The sequence below is a fragment of the Brevibacillus sp. TJ4 genome (assembly GCF_044627595.2).
Lineage (GTDB): Bacteria > Bacillota > Bacilli > Brevibacillales > Brevibacillaceae > Brevibacillus.
This window is the reverse complement of record NZ_CP185865.1, coordinates 2,463,667-2,485,111: the sequence shown is the minus strand read 5'-3', so window position 1 is coordinate 2,485,111 and position 21,445 is coordinate 2,463,667. Positions and strand designations below refer to the sequence as shown.

Genomic DNA, 21,445 nt, shown 5'->3' with positions numbered 1-21,445 from the left:
AAACGGACAGGACGGGAGCTTACGTGACGAGCCAATACAACGAGAAATTTCAGCGTGTAGCCAAGCGTATAGAAAAGGGAATTATCATCGCCATAGCCGTATGTTTCATCCTCCTGACAGCGGGAGAATGGCTGCTTGAGTATGCGCCAGTTCGCGCAGTTCTGGTCGAAACGGATCGGTTGGAAGGAGTTTCCCGTGTCCCGTAAGGTTTGCGCATGCTTCCATACTATGGTACTATAAGTGGTAGGGCACAGAAACATAGGAGAGGAATGGAGCTTCAGCAGAAGCTTTTCTTGTTTCTACTCCTTTTTTCGGATTACTGTACATAGCAGGTGAGACAGAATGAATATAGCGATTGATGGACCAGCGGGAGCGGGCAAGAGCACTGTTGCGCAGCAAGTAGCCGCAAAGCTGGGCTATTTATATATTGACACGGGTTCCATGTACCGTGCCTTGGCCTGGGCCGTGCATCATTACGAGCTTCCCGTCGAGAACGAGGAAGCGGTCGCCCGCCTGCTTCAGGAGAACACGATTCGCCTGGAGCGTGAACAGGGCGAGCAGCGTGTATACTGGAATGACATCGATGTCACCCGTCTCATCCGCACCCCGGAAGTAAGCGAGTACGCTTCCATCGTTGCCAGTTACGCATCTGTTCGCGAGCAAATGCTTGGGTTGCAGCGAGCGATGGCGACGCGAGGGAATGTAGTGATGGATGGCAGGGACATCGGGACGCATGTGCTGCCTGATGCAGAAGTGAAGATATTTTTGACTGCTTCGATTCAGGAGAGGGCGCGCAGACGATGGAATGAATTGCGCGCAAAAGGCAACGATCCGCAATTGTCTGACATGGAGAAAGAAATCGCCGAGCGCGATCATCGCGACATGAACAGGGAAGTTGCCCCTCTGCGCCAGGCAGAGGACGCGGTTCTCGTGGACACAACAGGCAGCTCGATTGAGCAAGTCGTGGACCGGATCTTGCAAATTTGCGATCGAACGGGAGAGTCGAAGCAGTGAAGTTATACCGTCTGTTCCGCAGTTTTTTTCGCGCGATTTTTTCTTTTGCCTACCGTTGGCAAGTGATCGGGCGAGAACATATACCTAAGGAAGGGCCAGTCATCCTGTGCGCCAACCACATCTCACTGTGGGACCCTCCGCTGTTGGGCTCCGGCATTGAGCGCCAGGTGTGCTTTATGGCAAAAGAAGAGCTGTTCCGCATCCCGGTACTCTCCTGGTTCATTACCCAGTTTGGCGCTTTTCCGGTAAAACGGGGAGCGGGCGACAGGGCGGCGATCCGCTCGACGCTGCACATACTGGAACAAGGGAAAGTATTGGGGATTTTTCCAGAGGGCAGCCGCAGCAAGACTGGACAAATCAGGCAAGGGCAGGGTGGAGCAGCGATGTTTGCCCTCAAGTCACAGGCAGAAGTGGTGCCGGTCGCGATCATCGGACCGTATCGTCTGTTTCGACCGATAACGATCATATATGGCAAGCCGATTGACTTAAGCGCCTATCGCGAAGCCAAGACGAATTCGGAGACGGTGAAAAGCGTCACTGAACTGATCATGGCGGAAATCCGATCGCTGCATGAGCAGCATCGTTCTTCGGCTTCCGTATAGAAACGCCGAAGCGAAGAATACTAAATCTGCTGGAACATACTGGCTCGTCATCTAACTGTCAGCCTCCGGGCGTCAGTTAAAAATATACATGCTCCCGCTTCTTGCTCGGTGGTTGTAGCGCAACCTCTGATCGATGGTTTGGGACTGGATGGCATTTAAGGAGGTCTTTATGATGGAAGAAACCAATGTACACCTTACAGACGCCACAGTTATCTCTGTTGGCGACACCGTGAAAGCAACGGTGACCAAGGTAGAAGAAAAACAAGCACTAGTAGATGTAGGGTACAAATACGACGGACTGATTCCGATCAGCGAGCTGTCTGTACTGCACGTAGAAAAAGTGTCCGATGTAGTAGCAGTCGGAGACACGTTTGAAGTAAAAGTAATCAAGCTCAACGATGACAAGGAAGAGCTGGTTGTGTCCAAAAAAGCAGTAGCGATGGAAGCAGCTTGGGCAGACCTGGAGCAAAAAATGGCGTCTGGCGAAGTTATCCATGCGACCGTGAAGGAAGTCGTAAAAGGCGGCCTGGTCGTAGATGTTGGCGTTCGCGGCTTCATCCCTGCTTCCATGGTAGAGCGTCATTTTGTTGAGGACTTCTCCGATTACAAAGGAAAAGAGCTCAGCCTGAAAGTAGTGGAAATGGACAAAGAGAAAAACAAAGTGATCCTGTCTCATAAAGCTGTTCTCGAAGATGAAGCAAAAGTGAAAAAACAATCGATTCTCGACTCGATCCAACCAGGGCAAATCCTCGAAGGTACCGTACAGCGCATGACGGACTTCGGCGTATTCGTCGACATCGGCGGCGTAGACGGTCTGGTGCACGTTTCCGAGCTGGCTTGGAACCGCGTAGAAAAGCCGTCTGACGTAGTCAAAGAAGGCGACAAGGTGCAAGTGAAAGTGCTCAAGGTAGACCGCGAGAACGAGCGCATCGGCCTGAGCATCAAGGAAACGCAGGCAGGTCCTTGGGCGAATGTGGCGGAAGAATTCAAACCGGGTTCGATCGTGACCGGTACTGTCAAACGCCTCGTTTCGTTTGGTGCTTTCGTTGAAGTAGCGCCGGGAATCGAAGGTCTTGTGCACATCTCGCAAATCGCCAATCGCCGTGTCAACACGCCGAGCGAAGTCCTGAAAGAAGGCCAGGAAGTACAAGTCAAGGTACTGGATGTCGTTCCGCATGAACAACGCATCAGCCTGAGTATTCGCGCCGTAGAGGAAGAGCGTGAGGAGCAGGCAGAGCGTGCGTCCAAACGTGAGCAACAGCAGTTCCAGCAAGAAAACAACCAGCCGATGGGTGTTACGCTTGGCGAACTGTTTGGCGACCTGAAGGATAAACTGAAGTAAGCATATGCGAAAAACAGGGGATGCGCAGCAGCGTATCCCTTTTGTTTTGTACAGGAGGCGGAAAAGGTGGAGCGAGCGCAGCGAAAAATGGAACATATCCGTCACGCAATGCGCGTGAATGAACAGGTAGCAGGCAATCATTTTGATCTTGTTCGTCTGCTGCCTAACAGTTTACCGAATATATGTTATGACAACTCGAACTTGTCCACCCGGTTTGGTCCGTTCGCGCTGAGTTCCCCGATCGTCATCAATGCCATGACAGGCGGCGCCGAGGTGACAAAGAGAATCAATCAGAAGCTGGCAATTCTCGCCCGCGAGCGAGGCTTGGCGATGGCGGTCGGCTCGCAGATGGCAGCCGTCAAGGATGCTTCCGTTCGAGAGAGCTATTCGATTGCGCGGCAGGAACATCCAGAGGGCATCATCTTTGCCAATATCGGGGCGGAGGCAACTGTCGACCAAGCGGCGGCAGCCGTGGAGATGATCCGAGCCGACGGACTGCAGATTCACCTGAACGTGATGCAGGAGCTGCTCATGCCGGAAGGAGATCGGGACTTTCACGGGTATTTGGAGAACATCCAGATGATCCAGTCAAAACTGGGAGTCCCTGTCGTGGTCAAAGAGGTAGGCTTTGGCATGACGGCGCAAACGGTGCAGCGATTGTTCGAAGCCGGAGTGACACTGATCGACCTCGGCGGCAGCGGGGGAACCAATTTTGCCACAATCGAGAACATGCGCAGCCGCCAGCCCCTGACCGCATTCGAGCAATGGGGGCTGTCCACGGCGGAGAGTCTGCTGGAGGCAGCAGCATGCGAGCCGCGAGAGCGGGGCATCTCGCTCATGGCAACGGGCGGAGTGCGCCACGGTCTCGATGTGGCAAAAGCGCTGGTACTGGGTGCCGATGCAGTCGGTATGGCAGGGGCGATGCTTGCACTCGTGCAAAACCATACGACAGAGGAGGCGTTGGCGGTCTTCGATCGCTGGCACCATGAGATTCGTGTCGCGATGACGGCGCTCGGCGTGACAGGACCAGACGAGTTGCGCAGAGTACCTGTGCTGCTCCTGGGCGAGCTTGGCGAATTTGCCCGCCTGCGCGGGATCGAGCCACAGCGATACGCCCAACGCGGATAAGCGGGATTCGCAGATGGCCATTTTAATGAAAGAAAGGCGCTTGAGGCATACTTTGACAGAGACAACCACATCGTGAGGAGATGGACATGAACGAAGGGACACTTGCGATGCTCATCCAGTGGTGTATGCTCTGCCTGGTCTGGATGGGAAGCCTTGATCGCCTGTTGCGGGAAGTGGGACTGTCGCGCAGAAATGTGTTGGCGGCCATGACCGTAACGCTCCTCTGCACCTTCGCCAGCTGGAAGCTTTCCTTCGCTCCGGTGCAGATCAGTTTGAGCGGAACGCTTCTTCCGCTCGTTGCTTGCGGTTGGCTATACACGCGCGTACAGCCGCAAAAGCGCCGCTTTCATTTGATCGCCTCCATCGGCATCGCCTGGTCGCTGTTCTGGCTGCGATGGGTATTTTTCTCCGATCCAGTGCTGTTGGTTTGGGATGAGCGAATCCTGTTGCCGACAGTAGCCGTCATCATGGTTTCGCTTTTTACTCGCAGCCCGCTGTCACAGCTCTTTTCCCTTCTTTTCTCGCTGGAGATCGCGGACACCACCCACGGCTTTTACTTCTGGAAATGGTCCGGTGCCTGTATTCTCGGCGACGAGTACGCCCAGGATTTGCTGTGGAGCAGTCTTTCAGGCTGGTCGCTGTACCGGCTCGTCTGGACCGTCATCAAACGGATGGCGGGGAACCGTGCAGAGCCGTCCAACCCGGAAGATGCCTAGGGCTTGTCGTTGTTCGGCATATGCAGATTGTGGTATGATTAGCTAGTCAAAAAAGCAAATGAGAGAGAGTGTTGTCAACTATGGGATTGCCAGTGGTAGCCATTGTGGGGAGACCCAACGTGGGCAAGTCCACGATTTTTAACAGATTGGTCGGCGAGCGTATCGCCATCGTGGAGGACAAGCCGGGTGTAACCCGTGACCGTCTGTACGGGAAGGGAGAATGGCTGACTCGTTCTTTCCACGTCATTGATACGGGTGGTATTGAATTTGGCGAGACCGACGAAATTCTTACACAAATGCGCTATCAGGCTGAACTCGCCATCGATGAAGCCGATGTGATTGTGATGATCACGGATGGACGCACAGGCGTGACAGATGCCGATCAGGAGTTGGCGCGGATGCTGAACCGCACCGGCAAGCCGGTCGTGCTCGCCGTAAACAAGATAGATAACCCGGACATGCGTGCCGATATTTACGATTTCTACACCCTGGGCTTGGGTGATCCATATCCGATTTCCGGAAGCCACGGACTTGGCTTGGGCGATATGCTTGAGGCCGTCGCACTTCATTTTCCGCCAGTGGATGAGGACAATCTGGGCGATGACGTGATCCGCGTCTCCATCATCGGCCGCCCGAATGTCGGGAAATCGTCGTTGACCAATGCCATTCTCGGGGAAGAGCGGGTCATTGTCAGCGAGGTCGCGGGTACGACGCGTGATGCGATCGATACGCCTTTCGAACGGGACGGGCAGCATTACATACTCGTCGATACGGCGGGAATGCGCAAGCGGGGAAAAGTGTACGAGGCGACGGAAAAGTACAGTGTGATGCGGGCCATGCGCTCCATCGAGGATTCGGACGTCGTACTCGTCGTGCTCAATGGGGAAGAAGGCATCATCGAGCAGGACAAAAAAATCGCCGGCTATGCCCATGAAGCGGGCCGTGCTGTCATTATCGTCGTCAACAAGTGGGACGCCGTAGAGAAGGACGACAAGACCATGCAGCGCTTCACGGAGCTGATTCGCGAGGAGTTCAAATACCTGGATTACGCCCCGATCCTCTACGTCTCGGCAAAATCCAAGCAGCGCGTGCACACCATTTTGCCAAAAGTCAACGAGGTGGCAGAGGCACACAACATGCGCATCCCGACATCCGTCTTGAACGATCTGATTACGGATGCGACGATTCGCACTCCGCCGCCGTCCGACAGGGGAAAACGGCTCAAGATCAACTACGCGACACAAGCGACGGTCAAGCCCCCCACTTTCATTCTGTTCGTCAACGATCCAGAGCTCATGCATTTCTCCTATGAGCGTTATATAGAAAACAAAATTCGCGAGGCGTTCGTCTTCGAAGGTACGCCGATCCGGATTTGGACGCGCAAAAAAGCGTAGGGAGAGGGAAGCAGTATGGTGCTATTATCCTGGGTAATCAGCTATCTGATCGGATCAATCAGTTTTAGCTACTTGATCAGCAAAAAAATAGCCGGTATCGACATCCGTTCACATGGAAGCGGCAACGCGGGGGCGACGAACACACTGCGCGTCCTGGGAAAAGGGCCGGCAATCGCTGTTCTGATTCTGGATGCACTCAAAGGACTGGCGGCGATGGGGATTGCCCACTTGCTGACAGGCGACCCGCTGGCTTACGCCGTGGCGGGGCTGTTTGCCATCGCCGGACACAACTGGCCGATTTTCTTCGGCTTTCGCGGGGGCAAAGGCATCGCCACGACGCTTGGTGTCGCCCTCGGCTTTTCACCCCTTGCGTTTCTGATCGGAGCCGTCATCGCCGTCATCGCGATTGCGATCACCCGGTACGTATCGCTCGGATCACTCCTCTTGGTCACGGCTCTGCCCATCGTGATCTACCTGCTGGACAAACCGGCTGCTTTTGTGTGGACGAGTCTCATCCTCGCCATTTTTGCCTACATTCGTCATTATGATAATATCCGCAATCTTCTTTCGGGCAAGGAGCGCAAAATCGGGGAAAAAGCGCAGCGGAAGCTGGATTGATTCCAGATCAATGCAGCGAGGGATATAAGGGAGGTTTGTGATCGTGAATCAACATGTTGCCGTGATCGGGGCTGGGAGCTGGGGAACAGCGCTCGCGTCCGTACTCGCCAGAAACGGACATCAGGTCACGCTCTGGGTCCGTGACGAAAAGCTGGCCAGCGACGTAAACACGAAGCATGAGAATAGAAAATACTTGCCGGACATCAAGCTGTCTACAGGCATTGCAGCGACGACAAATATCCGCGAGGCTGTGCGGGACATGCGCGTCGTCTTGCTTGCCGTTCCGTCCCATGCGATGCGGCAAGTCTGTCGGGAAATGGCGCCGCATCTGCATCCCGATGTACTGCTTTTGCATGCGACCAAAGGCTTTGAGTTGGAGACGCTCAAGCGTATGTCGGAAGTGATCGGTGAAGAAGTGCCGGAGCCGATCGCCAAGAGGCTCGCTGTGTTGACCGGTCCCAGCCATGCGGAGGAAGTCGTGCGCAATCAACCGACGACAGTTGTCGTAGCATCTGACGAAGAGGCGAGTATGCTGCATGCCCAGGATTTGCTGATGAATGAAAACTTTCGCGTCTATACGAACCCTGACTTGGTCGGAGCGGAGATCGCCGGTGCACTGAAAAACATCATTGCGCTCGGTGCAGGTTTGTCAGACGGACTCGGATACGGGGACAATGCCAAAGCTGCACTTTTGACCCGCGGTTTGGCGGAGATCAGCAGAATGGGCAGGAAGCTGGGAGCCCGTCCGCTGACCTTTGCCGGACTGGCAGGAGTGGGCGATCTGATCGTGACCTGCACCAGCAAGCACAGCCGCAACTGGCGCGCCGGGTACATGCTGGGCCAAGGCAAAAAACTGGACGATGTACTCGAACAGATGGGCATGGTCGTCGAGGGAGTGCGGACGACGCATGCCGCCTTTTCCCTGGCCGCCCGCGAGCAGGTTGAGATGCCGATTACGTCGGTGCTGTACCGCATTTTGTTTGAAGGCAAGCCGCCGGAACAGGGTGTCGAAGAACTGATGACGCGCGGCAAGACGTTCGAGCTGGATTATCTCTACGCGGAAGGCGACCGCTCCTGACGGGACATATCACACTTGTAGGCTCCTGCACATACCATAGGTTGTAAGCCTAGTTGGTAGGAGGAATGATACTGGTGAAAGACAAACTTTCCCGCCGGTTGATGGAAAGCCTGCAAGGACAGACAGGTCAAAATGTCGATACGGATAAGCTGCGTTCTTTGGCCGGCCAGGTAAAGCCGAGCGACTTTGAAGACGAGGCAAAACTTCGTGAGCTGATTCGCTCTGTCGCCATGATCAGTGGCAGAAAACTGACGCCGGAGAAGGAAGAACAGGTACTGAAAATGTTCCGCGACCAGGAGATCAACTTGCACGATATGAGCAGTTTAACCAAGTTTCTCAAGTAATTGGGCGGTTATGACCGTTCCATGCTGTCAAAACCGTCATACTGTAAAACTAGGAACAATCATGCTCTACAGGGACATGGCTGACCTACAGAAGAAACGAAAAAAAGAGGGGATCACCCCTCTTTTTTTCGTTGTTTGCTGCCTTGCAGCGTTTGGGTCAGCAAGTTCTGGATCAGGGGAGATTGGAGTAGTCCGAGAAGCTGCCCGATATCGATGTTGGCCAGCGGATTACCGCTGCCGCCTGCGCTTGCCGACGTGCCGGATTCCTGCTCCTCTTCCTCCGCCACTGCTACAGGCGCCTGTTGTGCTTTGCGCCGCTTTGGCATGGGCTTTTCCGGTGCAGCGGCAGGTTTCTCCGTGTTCTTTTTCGTCAGCTTGTCAAATACTTCCATAGCCCCGTACAGCGAATCCATCGTCTCTTCCACCTGGCGTATCGTGCTGCTGATGCCCTTGATGTTATGGCGCATTTTCGATACCGACGTACGCAGGTCAAGGGGTGGGAGCACTTTCTTTGGCATGACGGCGAGTGATATCTCGGTTGCCTGATCGTTCAGCTTTTTGCTTGGTATGGGAGCGTACGGATTTCGCCATTTTCGATTGCTCAACTGCCATCCCTCCAAATAGGCGAATTCATCAACAGTCTATGCGTTCGTCTACGGGGAGGTTCGCATGCGGCAGGCGCAGGATGGTGAAGTATGGTATACTATACCCAAAAATAAGAAAAGGAAGCTGCAATCCCTATGTATATCGATCCTATCACCAAGATGAACATCTCTTTCGTGGCCATCGGGCTGATGTTCGCTTGCAATTTTCTCATGCTGTACGCCAGAAAAACGGCGAGCGGCTTGCTGCGCTTTTTGCTGAAAACAATCGCTTTTCTGATGTTGATTGCTACGTTTGTTCTGATTTTGGTTGTCATTTTTGTCTAGGAAACGGGAGGAAGGTATGGCTAACCTGACAATGCAAACACGGGCTGGCACATACGAGGTGCCAGTCGAGACTGACAAAACGATCGTCACCCTGGCCAAGCAGCACAAGATAGTGTGGGGGCATGCGTGCCAGCGGGGAATATGCGCCCAGTGCCGGACACTGGTAGTCGATGGAGCGGAAAATCTGAATGCGCTGACAGACGAAGAAAAACTTCGACTGCGCAAGGCCGAACGAGCAGAAGGATATCGTTTGGGATGCCAGATTCAGATCGTCAGAGAGGGAAATGTGACGGTTGCGCATCGCCCGTACTGACAGGAGTAGATACATATGGGAAAGATTCATTTTTTGCCTGCCGGGAAAACGATTCGGACAAGGCCAGGGCAGTCCGTAGTAAGTGCGGCCGCCGCAGCCCGTGTGGTCATCCCGCAGCGCTGTCACGGCCGGGCCTCCTGCCTCATGTGCAAGGTCGTGCTGGAGCAGGGGGAGTTGTCCGCGCCCACCCCAATGGAAGCGCGAAAACTCACTGCTCACGAGCTGGAAAACGGGGTGCGCCTTGGCTGCCAGGCAAAAACGACACAGCGGGATTGCGCAGTGCGCATTCCGGAGAGCCGGTTGAAATCCGTCGTGCAGGCTGCGCTGGAGAGAGCGCGGCGGGAAAACGCAGAGGAAGAGTAAGAGGTGTATCGCATCATGTTGTTTCAAAAAAGAAACTTCTATTCATTTGCAGCCAGCTTGGTAATCGTCTCTGTCTTGCTGTCCGGGTGTTTGTACCCGGCCGAAAGACGCGCGGAGAACCAGGTGCCCAGCGAGATGCTGCTGGATATGACCCAGAAGGGAATCGAGCAATACAGGGCGGATACATCGGTCCTTCCGATTGTCACCAAAGAGCTGAACACTCCGATTTTCGAGAAATACGAAATTGATTTTACCAAAATGGTCCCCAAATACTTGCCTGATGTGCCGGGCAATGCCTTTGAAAAAGGGGGAGTATTCAAATACGTCCTCATCGATGTGGAGACCAACCCGACCGTCCGGCTGATTCACCTCGGGGCAGTCAGTACCGTGGCGGACGTACAACTGGCTGTCGACCGCTACCGCTACAACAACGACAACAAACTGCCGATCAAGGAAGACTTGGGAGAAGGGTATTTTTCTATCGACTTCGCAAAGATCGGAATGAAAGAGACGCAGGTGCCCGGTACTGCCGGCAACTACCTGCTGCCGCTGATTATGAACAGCAAAGGCGTGGTAGGGATAGACTATGCGATGGACATCGCGACAGTGCTGCGCGAAAGCGAGGCTACCGTGCCGGATCGTACCGACCCGCGCTATGTGATGGCGAGAGAATCGACTTTCGTTCCGGCCAAATCGTTTCCGTACAAAATGGAGGACGGCCAGCCAAAATTGCTAAAACTGAATTGATTACAGGAAACGGCTCAAAAAAAGAGCCGTTTTTTTGTTCTACTTCCCGCCGGTGCACATATATTTGTAGTGTCCACAAAACTAGTACGAGGTTCCCGGGAAAATACTGGCGGTCAGGGATAATTCGGAAAATCGGTCATAGTGTAAAAATAGACAAATAGAAGGAGGTCATCGATGGTGGAACGAGTTGACATCTTTAAAGACATAGCCGAACGGACGGGCGGGGATATATACCTCGGGGTAGTAGGACCTGTGCGTACGGGCAAGTCAACCTTTATCAAGCGATTTATGGAGCAGGTCGTCATCCCCAACATCCAGTCGGAGGCCGAGCGGATTCGCGCGACAGATGAGCTGCCGCAAAGCGCGTCCGGGCGAACAATTATGACGACTGAGCCGAAGTTTGTTCCGAACCAGGCTGTCAATGTACATGTAACAGAAGGACTCAGCATCAACGTCCGCCTCGTTGACTGCGTCGGTTATACTGTGGAGGGGGCCAAGGGATTTGAGGACGAAAATGGCCCGCGCATGGTGAACACACCGTGGTATGAAGAGCCGGTTCCGTTTGAAGAAGCGGCAGAAGTAGGCACGCGCAAAGTGATCCAGGAGCACTCCACGATCGGGATTGTGATTACAACCGATGGCAGTATCGCGGAAATTCCGCGTGTAGGATACATCGACGCCGAAGAGCGGGTCGTCAACGAACTGAAAGAAGTCGGAAAGCCGTTCGTCATGGTCGTCAACTCGACGCGCCCCCGCTCGGAGGAGACGCAAAAACTGCGTGAGCAACTGCAAGAGAAGTATGATGTCCCGGTAGTGGCGCTCTCGGTCGATCACATGACCGAGCAGGAAATTTTGCTTGTGATGCGGGAAGTGCTGTTTGAATTCCCTGTCCACGAAGTAAACGTCAACCTGCCAAGCTGGGTGATGGTCCTGGAGAATGGCCACTGGCTGCGCCAAAACTACGAGGAAGCTGTACGCGAAACCGTGCAGGACATTCGCAGGCTGCGCGATGTGGACCGCGTCGTCGGCTACTTCAATGAATACGACTTCGTAGAGCGGGCTTCGCTTGCCGGCATGCATATGGGCCAAGGGATTGCCGAGATCGACCTGTATGCCCCGGACGAATTGTACGACCGCATCCTGATGGAGATCGTCGGTGTGGAGATCAGCGGAAAAGACCATCTGCTCAAGATCATGCAGGAGTTCGCCCACGCCAAGCGCGAATACGACCAGGTGGCGGAAGCGCTGCACATGGTACGCAGCACCGGCTATGGCATTGCCGCTCCATCGCTGCATGAAATGACCTTGGACGAACCCGAACTCATCCGCCAGGGACCTCGCTTTGGCGTCAGATTGAAGGCCACCGCACCTTCCATTCACATGATCCGCGTCGATGTGGAGTCCGAATTTGCGCCGATCATCGGGACGGAAAAACAAAGCGAAGAACTCGTTCGCTATTTAATGCAAGATTTCGACAAAGACCCGTTGTCCATCTGGAACTCTGACATTTTTGGCCGCTCGCTGCACTCGATCGTCCGAGAGGGTATCCAGGCGAAAATTACGATGATGCCAGACAACGCCCGCTATAAACTGCAGGAAACGCTGGGTCGGATCATCAACGAAGGCTCCGGCGGATTGATCGCAATTATACTGTAGCAGGCAGGAAAAAGGACTCAGAAAATAGGCAGAAAGTAACAGGTTTCCCAGTCGTGGGAAGCCTTTTTTCTTGTATTTCGCTTAAATTCGACAGGTGGGACTTGAATTTACGAAAACGGTGTATTACTATAAGCTTGTCAGAGCGGTAAAAACAGCCATTCGAGTATAAAAACCGAGGTTTCGGTTAAGAAAATGAATAACGAAGCACTGGATTCTTTGAGGGGAGGTGAACAAGAAATGAACAAAACAGAACTGATTGCAAAAGTGGCAGAAACCACTGAACTCACCAAGAAAGATGCAACAAAAGCAGTTGACGCTGTACTGGATGCAATTGCTGAAGCACTGAAATCTGGTGACAAAGTTCAGCTGATCGGCTTCGGTAACTTCGAGGTGCGTGAGCGTGCGGCTCGTAAAGGTCGTAACCCGCAAACTGGTGAAGAGATCGACATCGCTTCCAGCAAAGTACCTGCGTTCAAACCAGGTAAACAACTCAAAGATTCCATTAAGTAATCCTTTGATGCTTCAATTCTTACATAAAAATCCACATTTTTTGAATGTGGGTTTTTTTCTGCTTTACGCCCAAGGAAGGAGCTGAACGAGTTCAGTTCTTTTTTGTTTTTTTTAGGGAAATGTGGTAAGATGGGCTTGTTTCGTCTCTGAATCTTTTCCCGGTACGGGTATATGGATACAATCAGTTCGAGGAGAAGTAGAGCATGGAAAGCCAGTAGGCAGGAGGTACTACATATGAATGTCGATTTAGAAAAAATCCAGCAAGCTGTCCGCATGATCCTGGAAGCAGTCGGAGAAGATCCTGACCGCGAAGGATTGCTGGATACGCCCAAGCGGGTCGCCAAAATGTACGCCGAAGTGTTTGAAGGCATGCATATAAACGAGGAAGTCTACTTTGAGACTGTGTTTAGCGAAGACCATGAGGAAATGGTACTCGTCAAAGATATTCCGTTTTACTCCATGTGCGAGCATCACCTCGTTCCGTTCTTCGGCAAGGCGCATGTCGCGTACATTCCACAAGGCGGTCGGGTGGTCGGATTGAGCAAATTGGCACGTGCCGTGGAAACGGTAGCGCGCCGTCCGCAATTGCAGGAGCGCATCACCTCGACTGTAGCAGATGCCATCGTCCGCAAGCTGGAGCCGTCCGGTGTGGTCGTCGTGGTTGAGGCAGAGCATATGTGTATGACGATGCGTGGCGTCAAGAAGCCGGGTTCCAAGACAATCACCTCGGCTGTTCGCGGGATTTTTGAAAACGACGCGGCTGCACGCGCCGAAGTATTCAGCTTGATTCGCTCCTAGGTGGGGTGGCAAGGAATATACAAAATTATCCTTGACATTACAGGTGAACTATTGTATAGTATAGATGTACAGTCGGGATGTGGCGCAGCCCGGTAGCGCGCACCCTTGGGGTGGGTGAGGTCCAGGGTTCAAATCCCTGCATTCCGACCATTCATAATCACTCATGTCACGTGATTTGGTTGTATACATACGAACTTACATGCAAGCTGGTACCTGATTGCACAGGTATCAGCTTCTTTGCTTTTACAAAAAAGGAAAGAAACCGGATCATCGCTCTTGGCATTCTCTTCTTTCTTTTCTATAATGATAGAGAGAGTCAAAAGGAAGGGTGCGCGGACATGAAAATTCAAGCAATGTTCCCTGCCTATACACCACAACTGACGAATGTACTTGAGAGCGGCACATCATCTGAAGATGCGCTGTTTGCAGACATTTTGCAGGCTGAAGTGGCCGGTGGGCAGCGAGTGATTACAGCGCAACAAATTGCAGCCGAACTGAACGGCTCGCCAAGATGGGATTTTTTCCAAACGACTTCGGGGAATTATACATATACGGCAGGACAAGCGAACATTCCGGTGAGCACGATTCTGGAAAAGATTGAACGCGTTGCGCGCTCCTACGGCGTCGATGAAGACCTGGTGCGCGAAGTCGTTCGCGCGGAGTCCAATTTTAATCCGCTTGCCACCTCCCATGCCGGAGCCAAAGGACTGATGCAACTGATGGACGCGACAGCACAAGCGATGCGCGTCCGCGATGCATACAATCCGGATGAGAATCTGGCTGGCGGCACAAAGTATCTGAAAGAGCTGATCGACCGTTTTGACGGCAATGTCGGGGTTGCTTTGGCGGCGTACAATGCCGGTCCGACCCGGGTGAGCCGGCTGGGCATTGCCAACGATGAGCAGTTGATGGAGAAATACCACCTGCTGCCGGAGGAAACCCAGCGCTACGTCGAAAAGATTATGAATCGCCTGTAAGGCAGACCGCCATTTTCTGCGGCACACGAATAGGAGAGGAGGCGCTCGGATGCAACCCAACACGCAGCAAGACTACGTCATCGTCAAGGCAAAAGAGAATGGCGTACACGTCATCGGCCTTACCAGAGGCTCTGACACCCGCTTTCACCATACGGAGAAGCTGGACAAGGGAGAAGTGATGATTTTTCAATTCACCGAGCACACGTCCGCGATCAAGGTACGGGGAAAAGCGGTCATCTACTCGCATCACGGTACGGTCGACACAACGGAATAAGAAGAGTATTCGAGGCAGGCATAGCCTGCTTCTTTTATTTGTACAATGGTGGTGAGGAGGGATTTGCCATGCCCCGAAAAATGTTTATGGCGATTGCCGTAGCCACCTTTTTGGCAATGATGTTGTCACTCGTTCCTGGCGCTACCCTGTATCGGAAGGATATAGAGACATTCCAGGCGTCCCGCCCGATCCAGTTGAACGAGAAAAATGGGATCGATTTGTTTACAACAATATCAACACATTATAATATTAAGCGTGTCAAATGGCAGCAGCCGGCTGTCTATGTAGATTTGAGCGTGATGCCGGGCGAGCGGGTAGAGTTGTCGCATGTGTACCAGGATTTTTACAGCTGGTCTTCCGATATGTTTACGTATACGGAAAATGTCGGGCAGGTCTACTTCCGTTTGCTGGAGGAAAACGCGACGACGCGCACCTCCCGCTTGCTGGTAGCGATTCAGTCCGACCGTGCCACAATGGCGGAAAGCACGTTGAGCAAGGATGCGGAAGGGGACATCTCTACCTATGTAAAAAGCACATTTCCGGTGCGGATTGACCCTTATTTTTATGAGAGAATTACTCCCTGACCATGGAAGTATGATATGATGGTTAGGACGGCCTTTTGACCGGACAAGTATGGAAAACAGGAAATGTACGAGACAGGCATCGTCAGGTTGTGTACACCTTGTGGAGGAGGAAGCATGAGCAAAGAACAGACTCCAATTGTAGAAGATGTTCGGCTGATCATCGAACAGATCTACAAGCGAATTGAACAATCCTACGTGGAATCATACGTCGACGTTCCCCGGGTGGCGGAAAATCGTCTTGCGCTTTTGTACCTGTTTTTGCTGGAACAAGGTATGACCAAGGAACGGGCAACGATTTTTTGTACGGCGACAGGACTGATCCAGTTGGGATTGGATATGCATGAAAAAGTAACAAACACGTACGAACAAACACTGACTGCGGAGCGAGTGCGGCAGCTTACGGTGCTGGCCGGGGATTATTACAGCAGCCGTTACTACCAGCTCCTGGCCCAAGCAGGGGAGATCAAGGCCGTGGAGGTATTGTCCGGTGCAGTTCAGCGCGTAAATGAAGCGAAGATGAGTCTGTACGTGGCAGAACGGGACAGCAAACTTTCTTCCGATGACGAGTACTGGGAATTGCGAAATACGATCGATACCGGATTGTACGTGGCGATCGTGAACGAGTACGCCAAACGGGAAGAGGTGCGCCGCTTCTGGATCGGTCTGTTCAAAGATACCGCTACGATGGAGAGCGTCATCGGCGAATGGGAGCATTTGAAGTGGCAGGAGAAGATCATTCCGCTCGGCTTTTCGCGCTTTTTGCTGCAAAAGCCGGGAGCTACGATTGCGCACGTACTGACAATCGTCGAGACCAAAGCGCTGGAAATGATCGGGTTGTGCGAACAAATGGTACGTACGCTGCACCCGGCTGAGACGCGCAATATGCTCGCTTCGATTACGGCCCGTTACGAACATCGGGTGAACCGGCTGAAGCGGGTAATTGAGGAGTTGTAAACCCAGTGAACCAGACCCACCAAAGAGACAAAGCCGAGTTTGTCCATTCTGTCTTTGAAAGTATTGCGGCTGACTACGACAAGATGAACAATGTGATCAGTTTTGGCAGTCACATTGCTTGGCGAAACTACACAATGAAGCAAATGGGCATCAAACCCGGCCAAACGGCGCTCGACGTCGCGTGCGGCACAGGCGACTGGACGATTGCCTTGGCGCAGACAGTCGGACCTGAGGGCAAGGTGATCGGCCTTGACTTCAGCCAAAACATGCTGGATATAGGCGCGTACAAAATATCGCAAAAAAAAGTAGACAACATCGTCACATTGGTCAATGGCGACGCGATGAAGCTGCCGTACGAAGACAACACCTTTGACTTCGTCACGATTGGTTTCGCCCTGCGCAATGTGCCTGACATACAGACGGTTCTCAACGAGATGGCGCGCGTGGTCAAGCCTGGGGGAAAGGTTGTCTCCCTGGAAGTGTCCAAGCCTCCGTTCAAACCGTACCGACAGTTGTTTTATTTGTACTTTTACAAGATATTGCCCCTGATCGCCAAATGGACAATCAACAAGTACGAGCAGTACGCATGGCTGCCGCAGTCGCTGACGAATTTCCCGGACAGCCGCGAGCTCGCAACCATGTTTCAAAAGGCGGGACTTGACCCGGTACAGGTAAAGCTGTTTATGGGCGGCGTAGCTGCTTTGCACATGGGAACGAAGCCCTGACAGACGTTCCGCTATTTTTTCTTCGAATGGGAAGTGTATTACATGAGTCTTCGTAAATTGAAAATTATTTTGGAAATGATCAAGTTTGAACACTCCATTTTCGCCTTGCCTTTTGCGTTCATGGGTGCGGTTTTGGGCAATATCGTAGTAGAAGGTTCCTGGCCGACCTGGATGGAAATCTTCTGGGTCACGGTAGCGATGGTCGGGGCACGCAGCGCGGCGATGTCATTGAACCGTCTGATCGACCGCGTCATTGATGCAAAAAACCCGCGTACCGCAAATCGTGCCATCCCTGCCGGATTGATTTCCGTCACGGAAGTCACGTTATTTATTGTCGTTTCGTTTCTCGTCATGTTTGCAGCGGCCTTCCAGCTGAACGACCTGGCTGTCAAGCTGCTGCCGCTGGCTGTATTTGTACTCGTGCTGTACTCGTACACGAAGCGCTTTACCTGGATGTGCCACTTTATTCTCGGCGTGGCAATCGGCTTCGGTCCTCTGGGCGGATGGGTGGCCACTACCGGTCAGGTAGACGCCGTCGGATTGATCCTGTTCGCATCCGTACTGTTTTGGACAGCCGGCTTTGACATCATTTACGCATGCCAGGATGCCGATTTTGATCGCAAGGAAGGGCTGTACTCGATGCCGAGCCGCTTTGGCGTCGCCAATGCCCTCGCCGTCGCCAGACTGTGCCATGTCATTACCTTTATCGGACTTGTTTCGCTCTATGTCGTGGCCGATTTGTCCATCTGGTTCCTCGTTGGCGTACTGATTTCCGGGGCGATCCTGGTCTATGAGCACACGCTGGTAAAGCCGACGGATCTGTCGAAGCTCGATGTCGCCTTTTTCAACATGAATGGCGTGCTGAGCGTCGTTATGTTTGTCTTTACCATGATTGACCTGGTGATCGCATGAACGGGCAAAAATGGGTTGTCGGTATAACGGGGGCGAGTGGAGCCATTTACGGCGTTCGGGTCGTGCAGGAACTGCTGCGGGCCGGACACCTTGTCCATTTGATGGTGACGGAAGCAGGGTGGCAGGTGTTTCGCGACGAACTCGACTGGCAGACAGATGACCGGGAAGCACTGGTCAGGCAGCATATGCAGCAGGATTTTCCCGGCACGCTCCATTACTGGGGTCTGCGCGACTTCAGTTGCCCTGCCGCGAGCGGCTCGTACCGCTGTGACGGGATGATTGTCGTCCCTTGTTCGATGGGGACTGTTTCCGGGATTGCCCACGGCGCTTCCGGCAATCTCCTCGAGCGGGTGGCAGATGTGATGATCAAGGAAGGGCGGCGCCTGGTGATCGTGCCCCGCGAGACTCCGTTGAACGCGATTCACCTGGAAAACATGCTCAAGCTGAGCCGATTGGGCGTCAAGATCATGCCGGCCATGCCCGGCTACTACCAAAAGCCGCAAACGATGGAGGACCTGATCAACTTCGTGGTCGGAAAGGCGCTGGATGCCCTCGATGTACCGCATTCTCTTTTTCGCCGCTGGGGAGAGTAACTTGCTAACTGATACGTTTATCAGGTATTCTCCGTTACACGAGATACGGATGGGGAATGTACAAAAACGCAGACGAATAGGTGGGACGGATGAACCTTGTCGATATTTACTTCAAGATGAAAAAGGACGTTCAGTACATCGAGGATGAGCTGGAGAAGTCCATTGATACGCAGGTGACAGAGCTGTATCAGTCCTCTACACATCTTCTGAAGGCGGGCGGAAAGCGAATTCGACCGGTTTTTGTTCTGCTCGGAGGAAAATGGGGAGATTACGACGTGAAGCGGCTCAAGTACGTTGCCGTTCCGCTCGAGCTGATCCATATGGCCACGCTGGTCCACGACGATGTGATCGACGACGCGGACAAACGCCGTGGCAAGGATACCGTGCGTCGCAAATGGGACAACAAGATCGCCATGTACGCAGGGGACTACATCCTTGCCCGCGCCCTGGCGATAGTGGCGCAGTTGCCGATCCCGCAGCTTCATCAGATTTTGGCTGATGCCATGGTCGAAGTGTGCAAGGGCGAGTTTGAGCAGGTAAAAGACCTGAAAAACTGGGATCAATCGTTCCGTACGTACTTGCGCCGGATCAAGCGAAAAACGGCACTGCTCATCGCCATTAGCTGCCAGATGGGGGCGGTTGCCAGCGGGGCTTCGCAGGCGATCGTCAGAAGCATGTACTGGTATGGGTACAATGTCGGGATGGCTTTCCAGATCACGGACGACATCCTCGATTTTACCGGGACGGAAAAGCAACTGGGCAAGCCGGCAGGCAGCGACCTTCTGAACGGAAATATTACGTTGCCCGCCCTGTACGCCGCCCGTCACGGACGGTTCCGCGACCGCTTCCAGGAGTGGATCGACCAAGGCACGTTCTGGGATCATGTCGACGAGGCGATCCAGTTGGTGCGCAAAGATGACGGAATCGCCTTTTCACAGTCGCTGGCCGAGCGTTACATTGATCGCGCCAAAGCGATTTTGGCCGATTTGCCGGACAATCAGGCGAAGACTTCGCTGATTGGCATTGCCGATTTTATCGTGGAACGTAAATTTTAGGTTTTTTCGAGTCGAGCATGTTGCTTGCATACTCGTGTTTTGATAAAATTTTCGTTGGTGTGATAACAGGACACCAATACATAGCATTGATGGAGGCATACATACAATGGAAAAAACATTCCTTATGGTAAAACCTGACGGCGTACAACGCAACCTGGTAGGAGAAATCGTTTCCCGCTTCGAGCAAAAAGGATTCCAACTCGTTGGCGCGAAGCTGATGAACGTAAGCCGCGAGCTGGCTGAACAGCACTACGCAGAACACAAAGAGCGCCCATTCTTCGGCGAACTGGTTGATTTCATCACTTCCGGTCCTGTGTTTGCAATGGTATGGCAAGGAAACAACGTGATTTCCACTGCGCGTTCCATGATGGGCAAAACCAATCCGGCTGATGCAGCCTCCGGTACAATCCGCGGCGACTTCGCTACTTCCGTTGGCATGAACATCATCCACGGTTCCGATTCTCCAGAGAGCGCAGAGCGTGAAATCTCCCTCTGGTTCAGTGAAGGCGAAGTTCTCTCCTACGAAAAAACGATCCAACGCTGGATCTAAACAATGGCACAAAAAAGACCCGATTGTCGGGTCTTTTTTCTTTTTTTGTCACAAATTGTCGGAAGGATGATAGGGAAATGGCAGGGTGATGCAGAATAGCTTAAGCAATCAGAATGGGGGAAATCTCAACAATGGAAGACAAAGATTTTCTAGGCTTTATTCAAAGCGTGAAAAAAATGACGGGTATTGATCTGGCGCTGTACAAGGAAGCGCAAATGAAGCGGCGTCTGACCTCGCTTCGGCTCAAAAGGGGATACAATACCTTTGCCCAGTATTTTGACGCCATTTCGGCTAACAAGGAATTGTTTTACGAATTCCTGGACCGCATGACGATCAATGTATCGGAATTTTTCCGCAACCCCGGCAGATGGGATGTGCTGGAGAACAAAATCCTCCCTCGCCTCGCCCAGCAGTCTGGCAAAATCAAATGCTGGAGTGCGGCCTGCTCGACAGGAGAGGAGCCGTATACACTGTCCCTGATCCTGCTGAAGAAGAAGTTCGATGCGACACTGCTTGCGACAGACATTGACGAAGGAGCGCTGGCCAAGGCGAAGCAAGGGGTCTACACCGAGCGTTCACTGCAAGACTGCCCCAAGGAGCTTCTCAGCAAATATTTCATCAAGGATGCGATGAGCTACCGGATTACGGATGAGGTCAAAAACAGAGTGACCTTTAAAAAGCACAACCTTTTGGCAGACTCCTTTGACGCGCAATTCGACCTGATCATTTGCCGCAACGTGATGATCTACTTTACCGAAGAAGCCAAACACGAGCTGTACCACAAGTTCAGCCGCGCGCTCAAGCCAGGCGGCGTGCTGTTTGTCGGCAGCACCGAACAGATTTTCCAGCCGCAGCAGTACCAGTTCGAGGCGGAGGACACATTCTTTTACCGGAAAAAAGTCTAAGAAGTCCATTTCCTCTGTATAGGATGGAAGTTTTTTCCCAAGACTAGGAATAACGACAAGCAGGGGAGGACCCAGATGGACAAGCAAAAAGTCATCGAAGCATACCGGCGGGGCCTGATTACGCTGCAGGAGTGCGGACAAATCATCGGGGCAGAGCAAAAGCAGCTTGACGATCTCGTCCGCACCGGCTATCACGGCAGTCAATCGCGCTCCCACCCGCTTTTCTTGGTCGACCACTTATAGCAGTAGTGAAATACGGACGCTTCCCCGCGACAGGGGGAGCGTTTTTCACCGTTTTTCCACTTCTCTATTTTCACTCGGGTATCGGTATGGTATTATAGCGCTTAAAAGTGATAAAGAATGT

The 21,445-nt window shown here is 52.9% G+C and carries 29 protein-coding genes and 1 tRNA gene; 29 read left to right on the top strand and 1 reads right to left on the bottom strand.

Annotation, left to right across the window (positions count from 1 at the left end):
- The first annotated feature begins 23 nt into the window (after nt 1–23).
- The 10 genes from ACAF76_RS12125 (at nt 24) to ACAF76_RS12080 (ending at nt 8,236) form a co-directional block, all read left to right on the top strand.
- Entirely contained in the window at nt 24–206 is a 183-nt protein-coding gene (locus tag ACAF76_RS12125) for a hypothetical protein (protein ID WP_400163810.1), read from the top strand.
- Between the two features lie 136 nt (nt 207–342).
- Nucleotides 343–1,014 carry a (d)CMP kinase gene (gene cmk, locus ACAF76_RS12120; protein WP_400163809.1) on the top strand — a complete coding sequence of 224 codons (672 nt, stop codon included), beginning with the start codon at nt 343–345 and terminating at the stop codon, nt 1,012–1,014.
- Nucleotides 1,011–1,616: a lysophospholipid acyltransferase family protein gene (locus ACAF76_RS12115; protein WP_400163808.1), complete on the top strand. Its 606-nt coding sequence runs from the start codon at nt 1,011–1,013 to the stop codon at nt 1,614–1,616. The genes cmk and ACAF76_RS12115 overlap by 4 nt, the downstream gene beginning before the upstream one ends.
- Before the next feature lie 169 nt (nt 1,617–1,785).
- Nucleotides 1,786–2,958, top strand: coding sequence for a 30S ribosomal protein S1 (gene rpsA, locus ACAF76_RS12110; RefSeq protein ID WP_400163807.1), 1,173 nt, complete (start codon nt 1,786–1,788; stop codon nt 2,956–2,958).
- A gap of 87 nt (nt 2,959–3,045) precedes the next feature.
- Complete coding sequence (gene fni, locus ACAF76_RS12105) at nt 3,046–4,086, top strand: type 2 isopentenyl-diphosphate Delta-isomerase (protein ID WP_400163960.1); 1,041 nt, start codon at nt 3,046–3,048, stop codon at nt 4,084–4,086.
- A gap of 86 nt (nt 4,087–4,172) precedes the next feature.
- Nucleotides 4,173–4,802, top strand: coding sequence for a YphA family membrane protein (locus tag ACAF76_RS12100; RefSeq protein WP_400163806.1), 630 nt, complete (start codon nt 4,173–4,175; stop codon nt 4,800–4,802).
- An 80-nt stretch (nt 4,803–4,882) separates the two neighbouring features.
- On the top strand, nt 4,883–6,196 hold the full coding sequence (gene der, locus ACAF76_RS12095) for a ribosome biogenesis GTPase Der (RefSeq protein WP_400163805.1): 1,314 nt from the start codon (nt 4,883–4,885) through the stop codon (nt 6,194–6,196).
- 15 nt (nt 6,197–6,211) lie between these two features.
- Nucleotides 6,212–6,814 (top strand): glycerol-3-phosphate 1-O-acyltransferase PlsY, encoded by a 603-nt coding sequence (gene plsY, locus ACAF76_RS12090; protein ID WP_400163804.1) that lies wholly within the window; start codon nt 6,212–6,214, stop codon nt 6,812–6,814.
- 43 nt (nt 6,815–6,857) lie between these two features.
- The gene (locus ACAF76_RS12085; protein ID WP_400163803.1) at nt 6,858–7,892 is read left to right on the top strand and encodes an NAD(P)H-dependent glycerol-3-phosphate dehydrogenase; all 1,035 of its coding nucleotides are present in this window, start codon (nt 6,858–6,860) and stop codon (nt 7,890–7,892) included.
- Nucleotides 7,893–7,957: 65 nt separating this feature from the next.
- Entirely contained in the window at nt 7,958–8,236 is a 279-nt protein-coding gene (locus ACAF76_RS12080; protein ID WP_400163802.1) for a stage VI sporulation protein F, read from the top strand.
- A gap of 113 nt (nt 8,237–8,349) precedes the next feature.
- Here the strand turns inward: ACAF76_RS12080 and ACAF76_RS12075 are convergent, their stop codons facing one another.
- Nucleotides 8,350–8,841 (bottom strand): hypothetical protein, encoded by a 492-nt coding sequence (locus ACAF76_RS12075; RefSeq protein ID WP_400163801.1) that lies wholly within the window; start codon nt 8,839–8,841, stop codon nt 8,350–8,352.
- Nucleotides 8,842–8,976: 135 nt separating this feature from the next.
- On the opposite strand from ACAF76_RS12075, the gene ACAF76_RS12070 reads away from it, so the two are divergent.
- The 19 genes from ACAF76_RS12070 to ACAF76_RS11980 all read left to right on the top strand — a co-directional run bounded on the left by ACAF76_RS12070 (nt 8,977) and on the right by ACAF76_RS11980 (nt 21,324).
- Nucleotides 8,977–9,165, top strand: a complete 189-nt coding sequence (locus tag ACAF76_RS12070) for a DUF2768 family protein (RefSeq protein WP_400163800.1) — start codon at nt 8,977–8,979, stop codon at nt 9,163–9,165.
- A 16-nt stretch (nt 9,166–9,181) separates the two neighbouring features.
- Nucleotides 9,182–9,478: a 2Fe-2S iron-sulfur cluster-binding protein gene (locus ACAF76_RS12065; RefSeq protein ID WP_400163799.1), complete on the top strand. Its 297-nt coding sequence runs from the start codon at nt 9,182–9,184 to the stop codon at nt 9,476–9,478.
- A 15-nt stretch (nt 9,479–9,493) separates the two neighbouring features.
- Nucleotides 9,494–9,841 carry a 2Fe-2S iron-sulfur cluster-binding protein gene (locus tag ACAF76_RS12060; protein WP_400163798.1) on the top strand — a complete coding sequence of 116 codons (348 nt, stop codon included), beginning with the start codon at nt 9,494–9,496 and terminating at the stop codon, nt 9,839–9,841.
- A 15-nt stretch (nt 9,842–9,856) separates the two neighbouring features.
- Nucleotides 9,857–10,588, top strand: a complete 732-nt coding sequence (locus ACAF76_RS12055; protein WP_400163797.1) for a hypothetical protein — start codon at nt 9,857–9,859, stop codon at nt 10,586–10,588.
- A gap of 177 nt (nt 10,589–10,765) precedes the next feature.
- On the top strand, nt 10,766–12,244 hold the full coding sequence (gene spoIVA, locus ACAF76_RS12050) for a stage IV sporulation protein A (RefSeq protein ID WP_400163959.1): 1,479 nt from the start codon (nt 10,766–10,768) through the stop codon (nt 12,242–12,244).
- 237 nt (nt 12,245–12,481) lie between these two features.
- A complete protein-coding gene (locus ACAF76_RS12045) occupies nt 12,482–12,754 on the top strand; it encodes an HU family DNA-binding protein (RefSeq protein WP_400163796.1) in 273 nt (90 codons plus the stop codon).
- A gap of 234 nt (nt 12,755–12,988) precedes the next feature.
- Complete coding sequence (gene folE / locus ACAF76_RS12040; RefSeq protein ID WP_400163795.1) at nt 12,989–13,552, top strand: GTP cyclohydrolase I FolE; 564 nt, start codon at nt 12,989–12,991, stop codon at nt 13,550–13,552.
- A gap of 73 nt (nt 13,553–13,625) precedes the next feature.
- Nucleotides 13,626–13,702 (top strand) — tRNA-Pro (locus tag ACAF76_RS12035).
- A gap of 188 nt (nt 13,703–13,890) precedes the next feature.
- Complete coding sequence (locus tag ACAF76_RS12030) at nt 13,891–14,529, top strand: lytic transglycosylase domain-containing protein (RefSeq protein WP_400163794.1); 639 nt, start codon at nt 13,891–13,893, stop codon at nt 14,527–14,529.
- Nucleotides 14,530–14,578: 49 nt separating this feature from the next.
- Entirely contained in the window at nt 14,579–14,803 is a 225-nt protein-coding gene (gene mtrB, locus ACAF76_RS12025) for a trp RNA-binding attenuation protein MtrB (protein WP_400163793.1), read from the top strand.
- A gap of 68 nt (nt 14,804–14,871) precedes the next feature.
- On the top strand, nt 14,872–15,387 hold the full coding sequence (locus tag ACAF76_RS12020; protein WP_400163792.1) for a hypothetical protein: 516 nt from the start codon (nt 14,872–14,874) through the stop codon (nt 15,385–15,387).
- 114 nt (nt 15,388–15,501) lie between these two features.
- Complete coding sequence (locus ACAF76_RS12015; protein ID WP_400163791.1) at nt 15,502–16,341, top strand: heptaprenyl diphosphate synthase component 1; 840 nt, start codon at nt 15,502–15,504, stop codon at nt 16,339–16,341.
- A gap of 5 nt (nt 16,342–16,346) precedes the next feature.
- Nucleotides 16,347–17,066, top strand: coding sequence for a demethylmenaquinone methyltransferase (locus tag ACAF76_RS12010; protein WP_400163790.1), 720 nt, complete (start codon nt 16,347–16,349; stop codon nt 17,064–17,066).
- Nucleotides 17,067–17,108: 42 nt separating this feature from the next.
- Nucleotides 17,109–17,978, top strand: coding sequence for a UbiA-like polyprenyltransferase (locus tag ACAF76_RS12005; protein ID WP_400163789.1), 870 nt, complete (start codon nt 17,109–17,111; stop codon nt 17,976–17,978).
- Complete coding sequence (locus ACAF76_RS12000) at nt 17,975–18,571, top strand: UbiX family flavin prenyltransferase (RefSeq protein ID WP_400163788.1); 597 nt, start codon at nt 17,975–17,977, stop codon at nt 18,569–18,571. The genes ACAF76_RS12005 and ACAF76_RS12000 overlap by 4 nt, the downstream gene beginning before the upstream one ends.
- A gap of 89 nt (nt 18,572–18,660) precedes the next feature.
- Nucleotides 18,661–19,626 carry a polyprenyl synthetase family protein gene (locus tag ACAF76_RS11995; protein WP_400163787.1) on the top strand — a complete coding sequence of 322 codons (966 nt, stop codon included), beginning with the start codon at nt 18,661–18,663 and terminating at the stop codon, nt 19,624–19,626.
- 106 nt (nt 19,627–19,732) lie between these two features.
- Nucleotides 19,733–20,176, top strand: a complete 444-nt coding sequence (gene ndk / locus ACAF76_RS11990) for a nucleoside-diphosphate kinase (RefSeq protein ID WP_400163786.1) — start codon at nt 19,733–19,735, stop codon at nt 20,174–20,176.
- 131 nt (nt 20,177–20,307) lie between these two features.
- On the top strand, nt 20,308–21,081 hold the full coding sequence (locus ACAF76_RS11985; protein ID WP_400163785.1) for a CheR family methyltransferase: 774 nt from the start codon (nt 20,308–20,310) through the stop codon (nt 21,079–21,081).
- 75 nt (nt 21,082–21,156) lie between these two features.
- Complete coding sequence (locus tag ACAF76_RS11980) at nt 21,157–21,324, top strand: hypothetical protein (RefSeq protein WP_400163784.1); 168 nt, start codon at nt 21,157–21,159, stop codon at nt 21,322–21,324.
- Nucleotides 21,325–21,445: the final 121 nt, after the last annotated feature.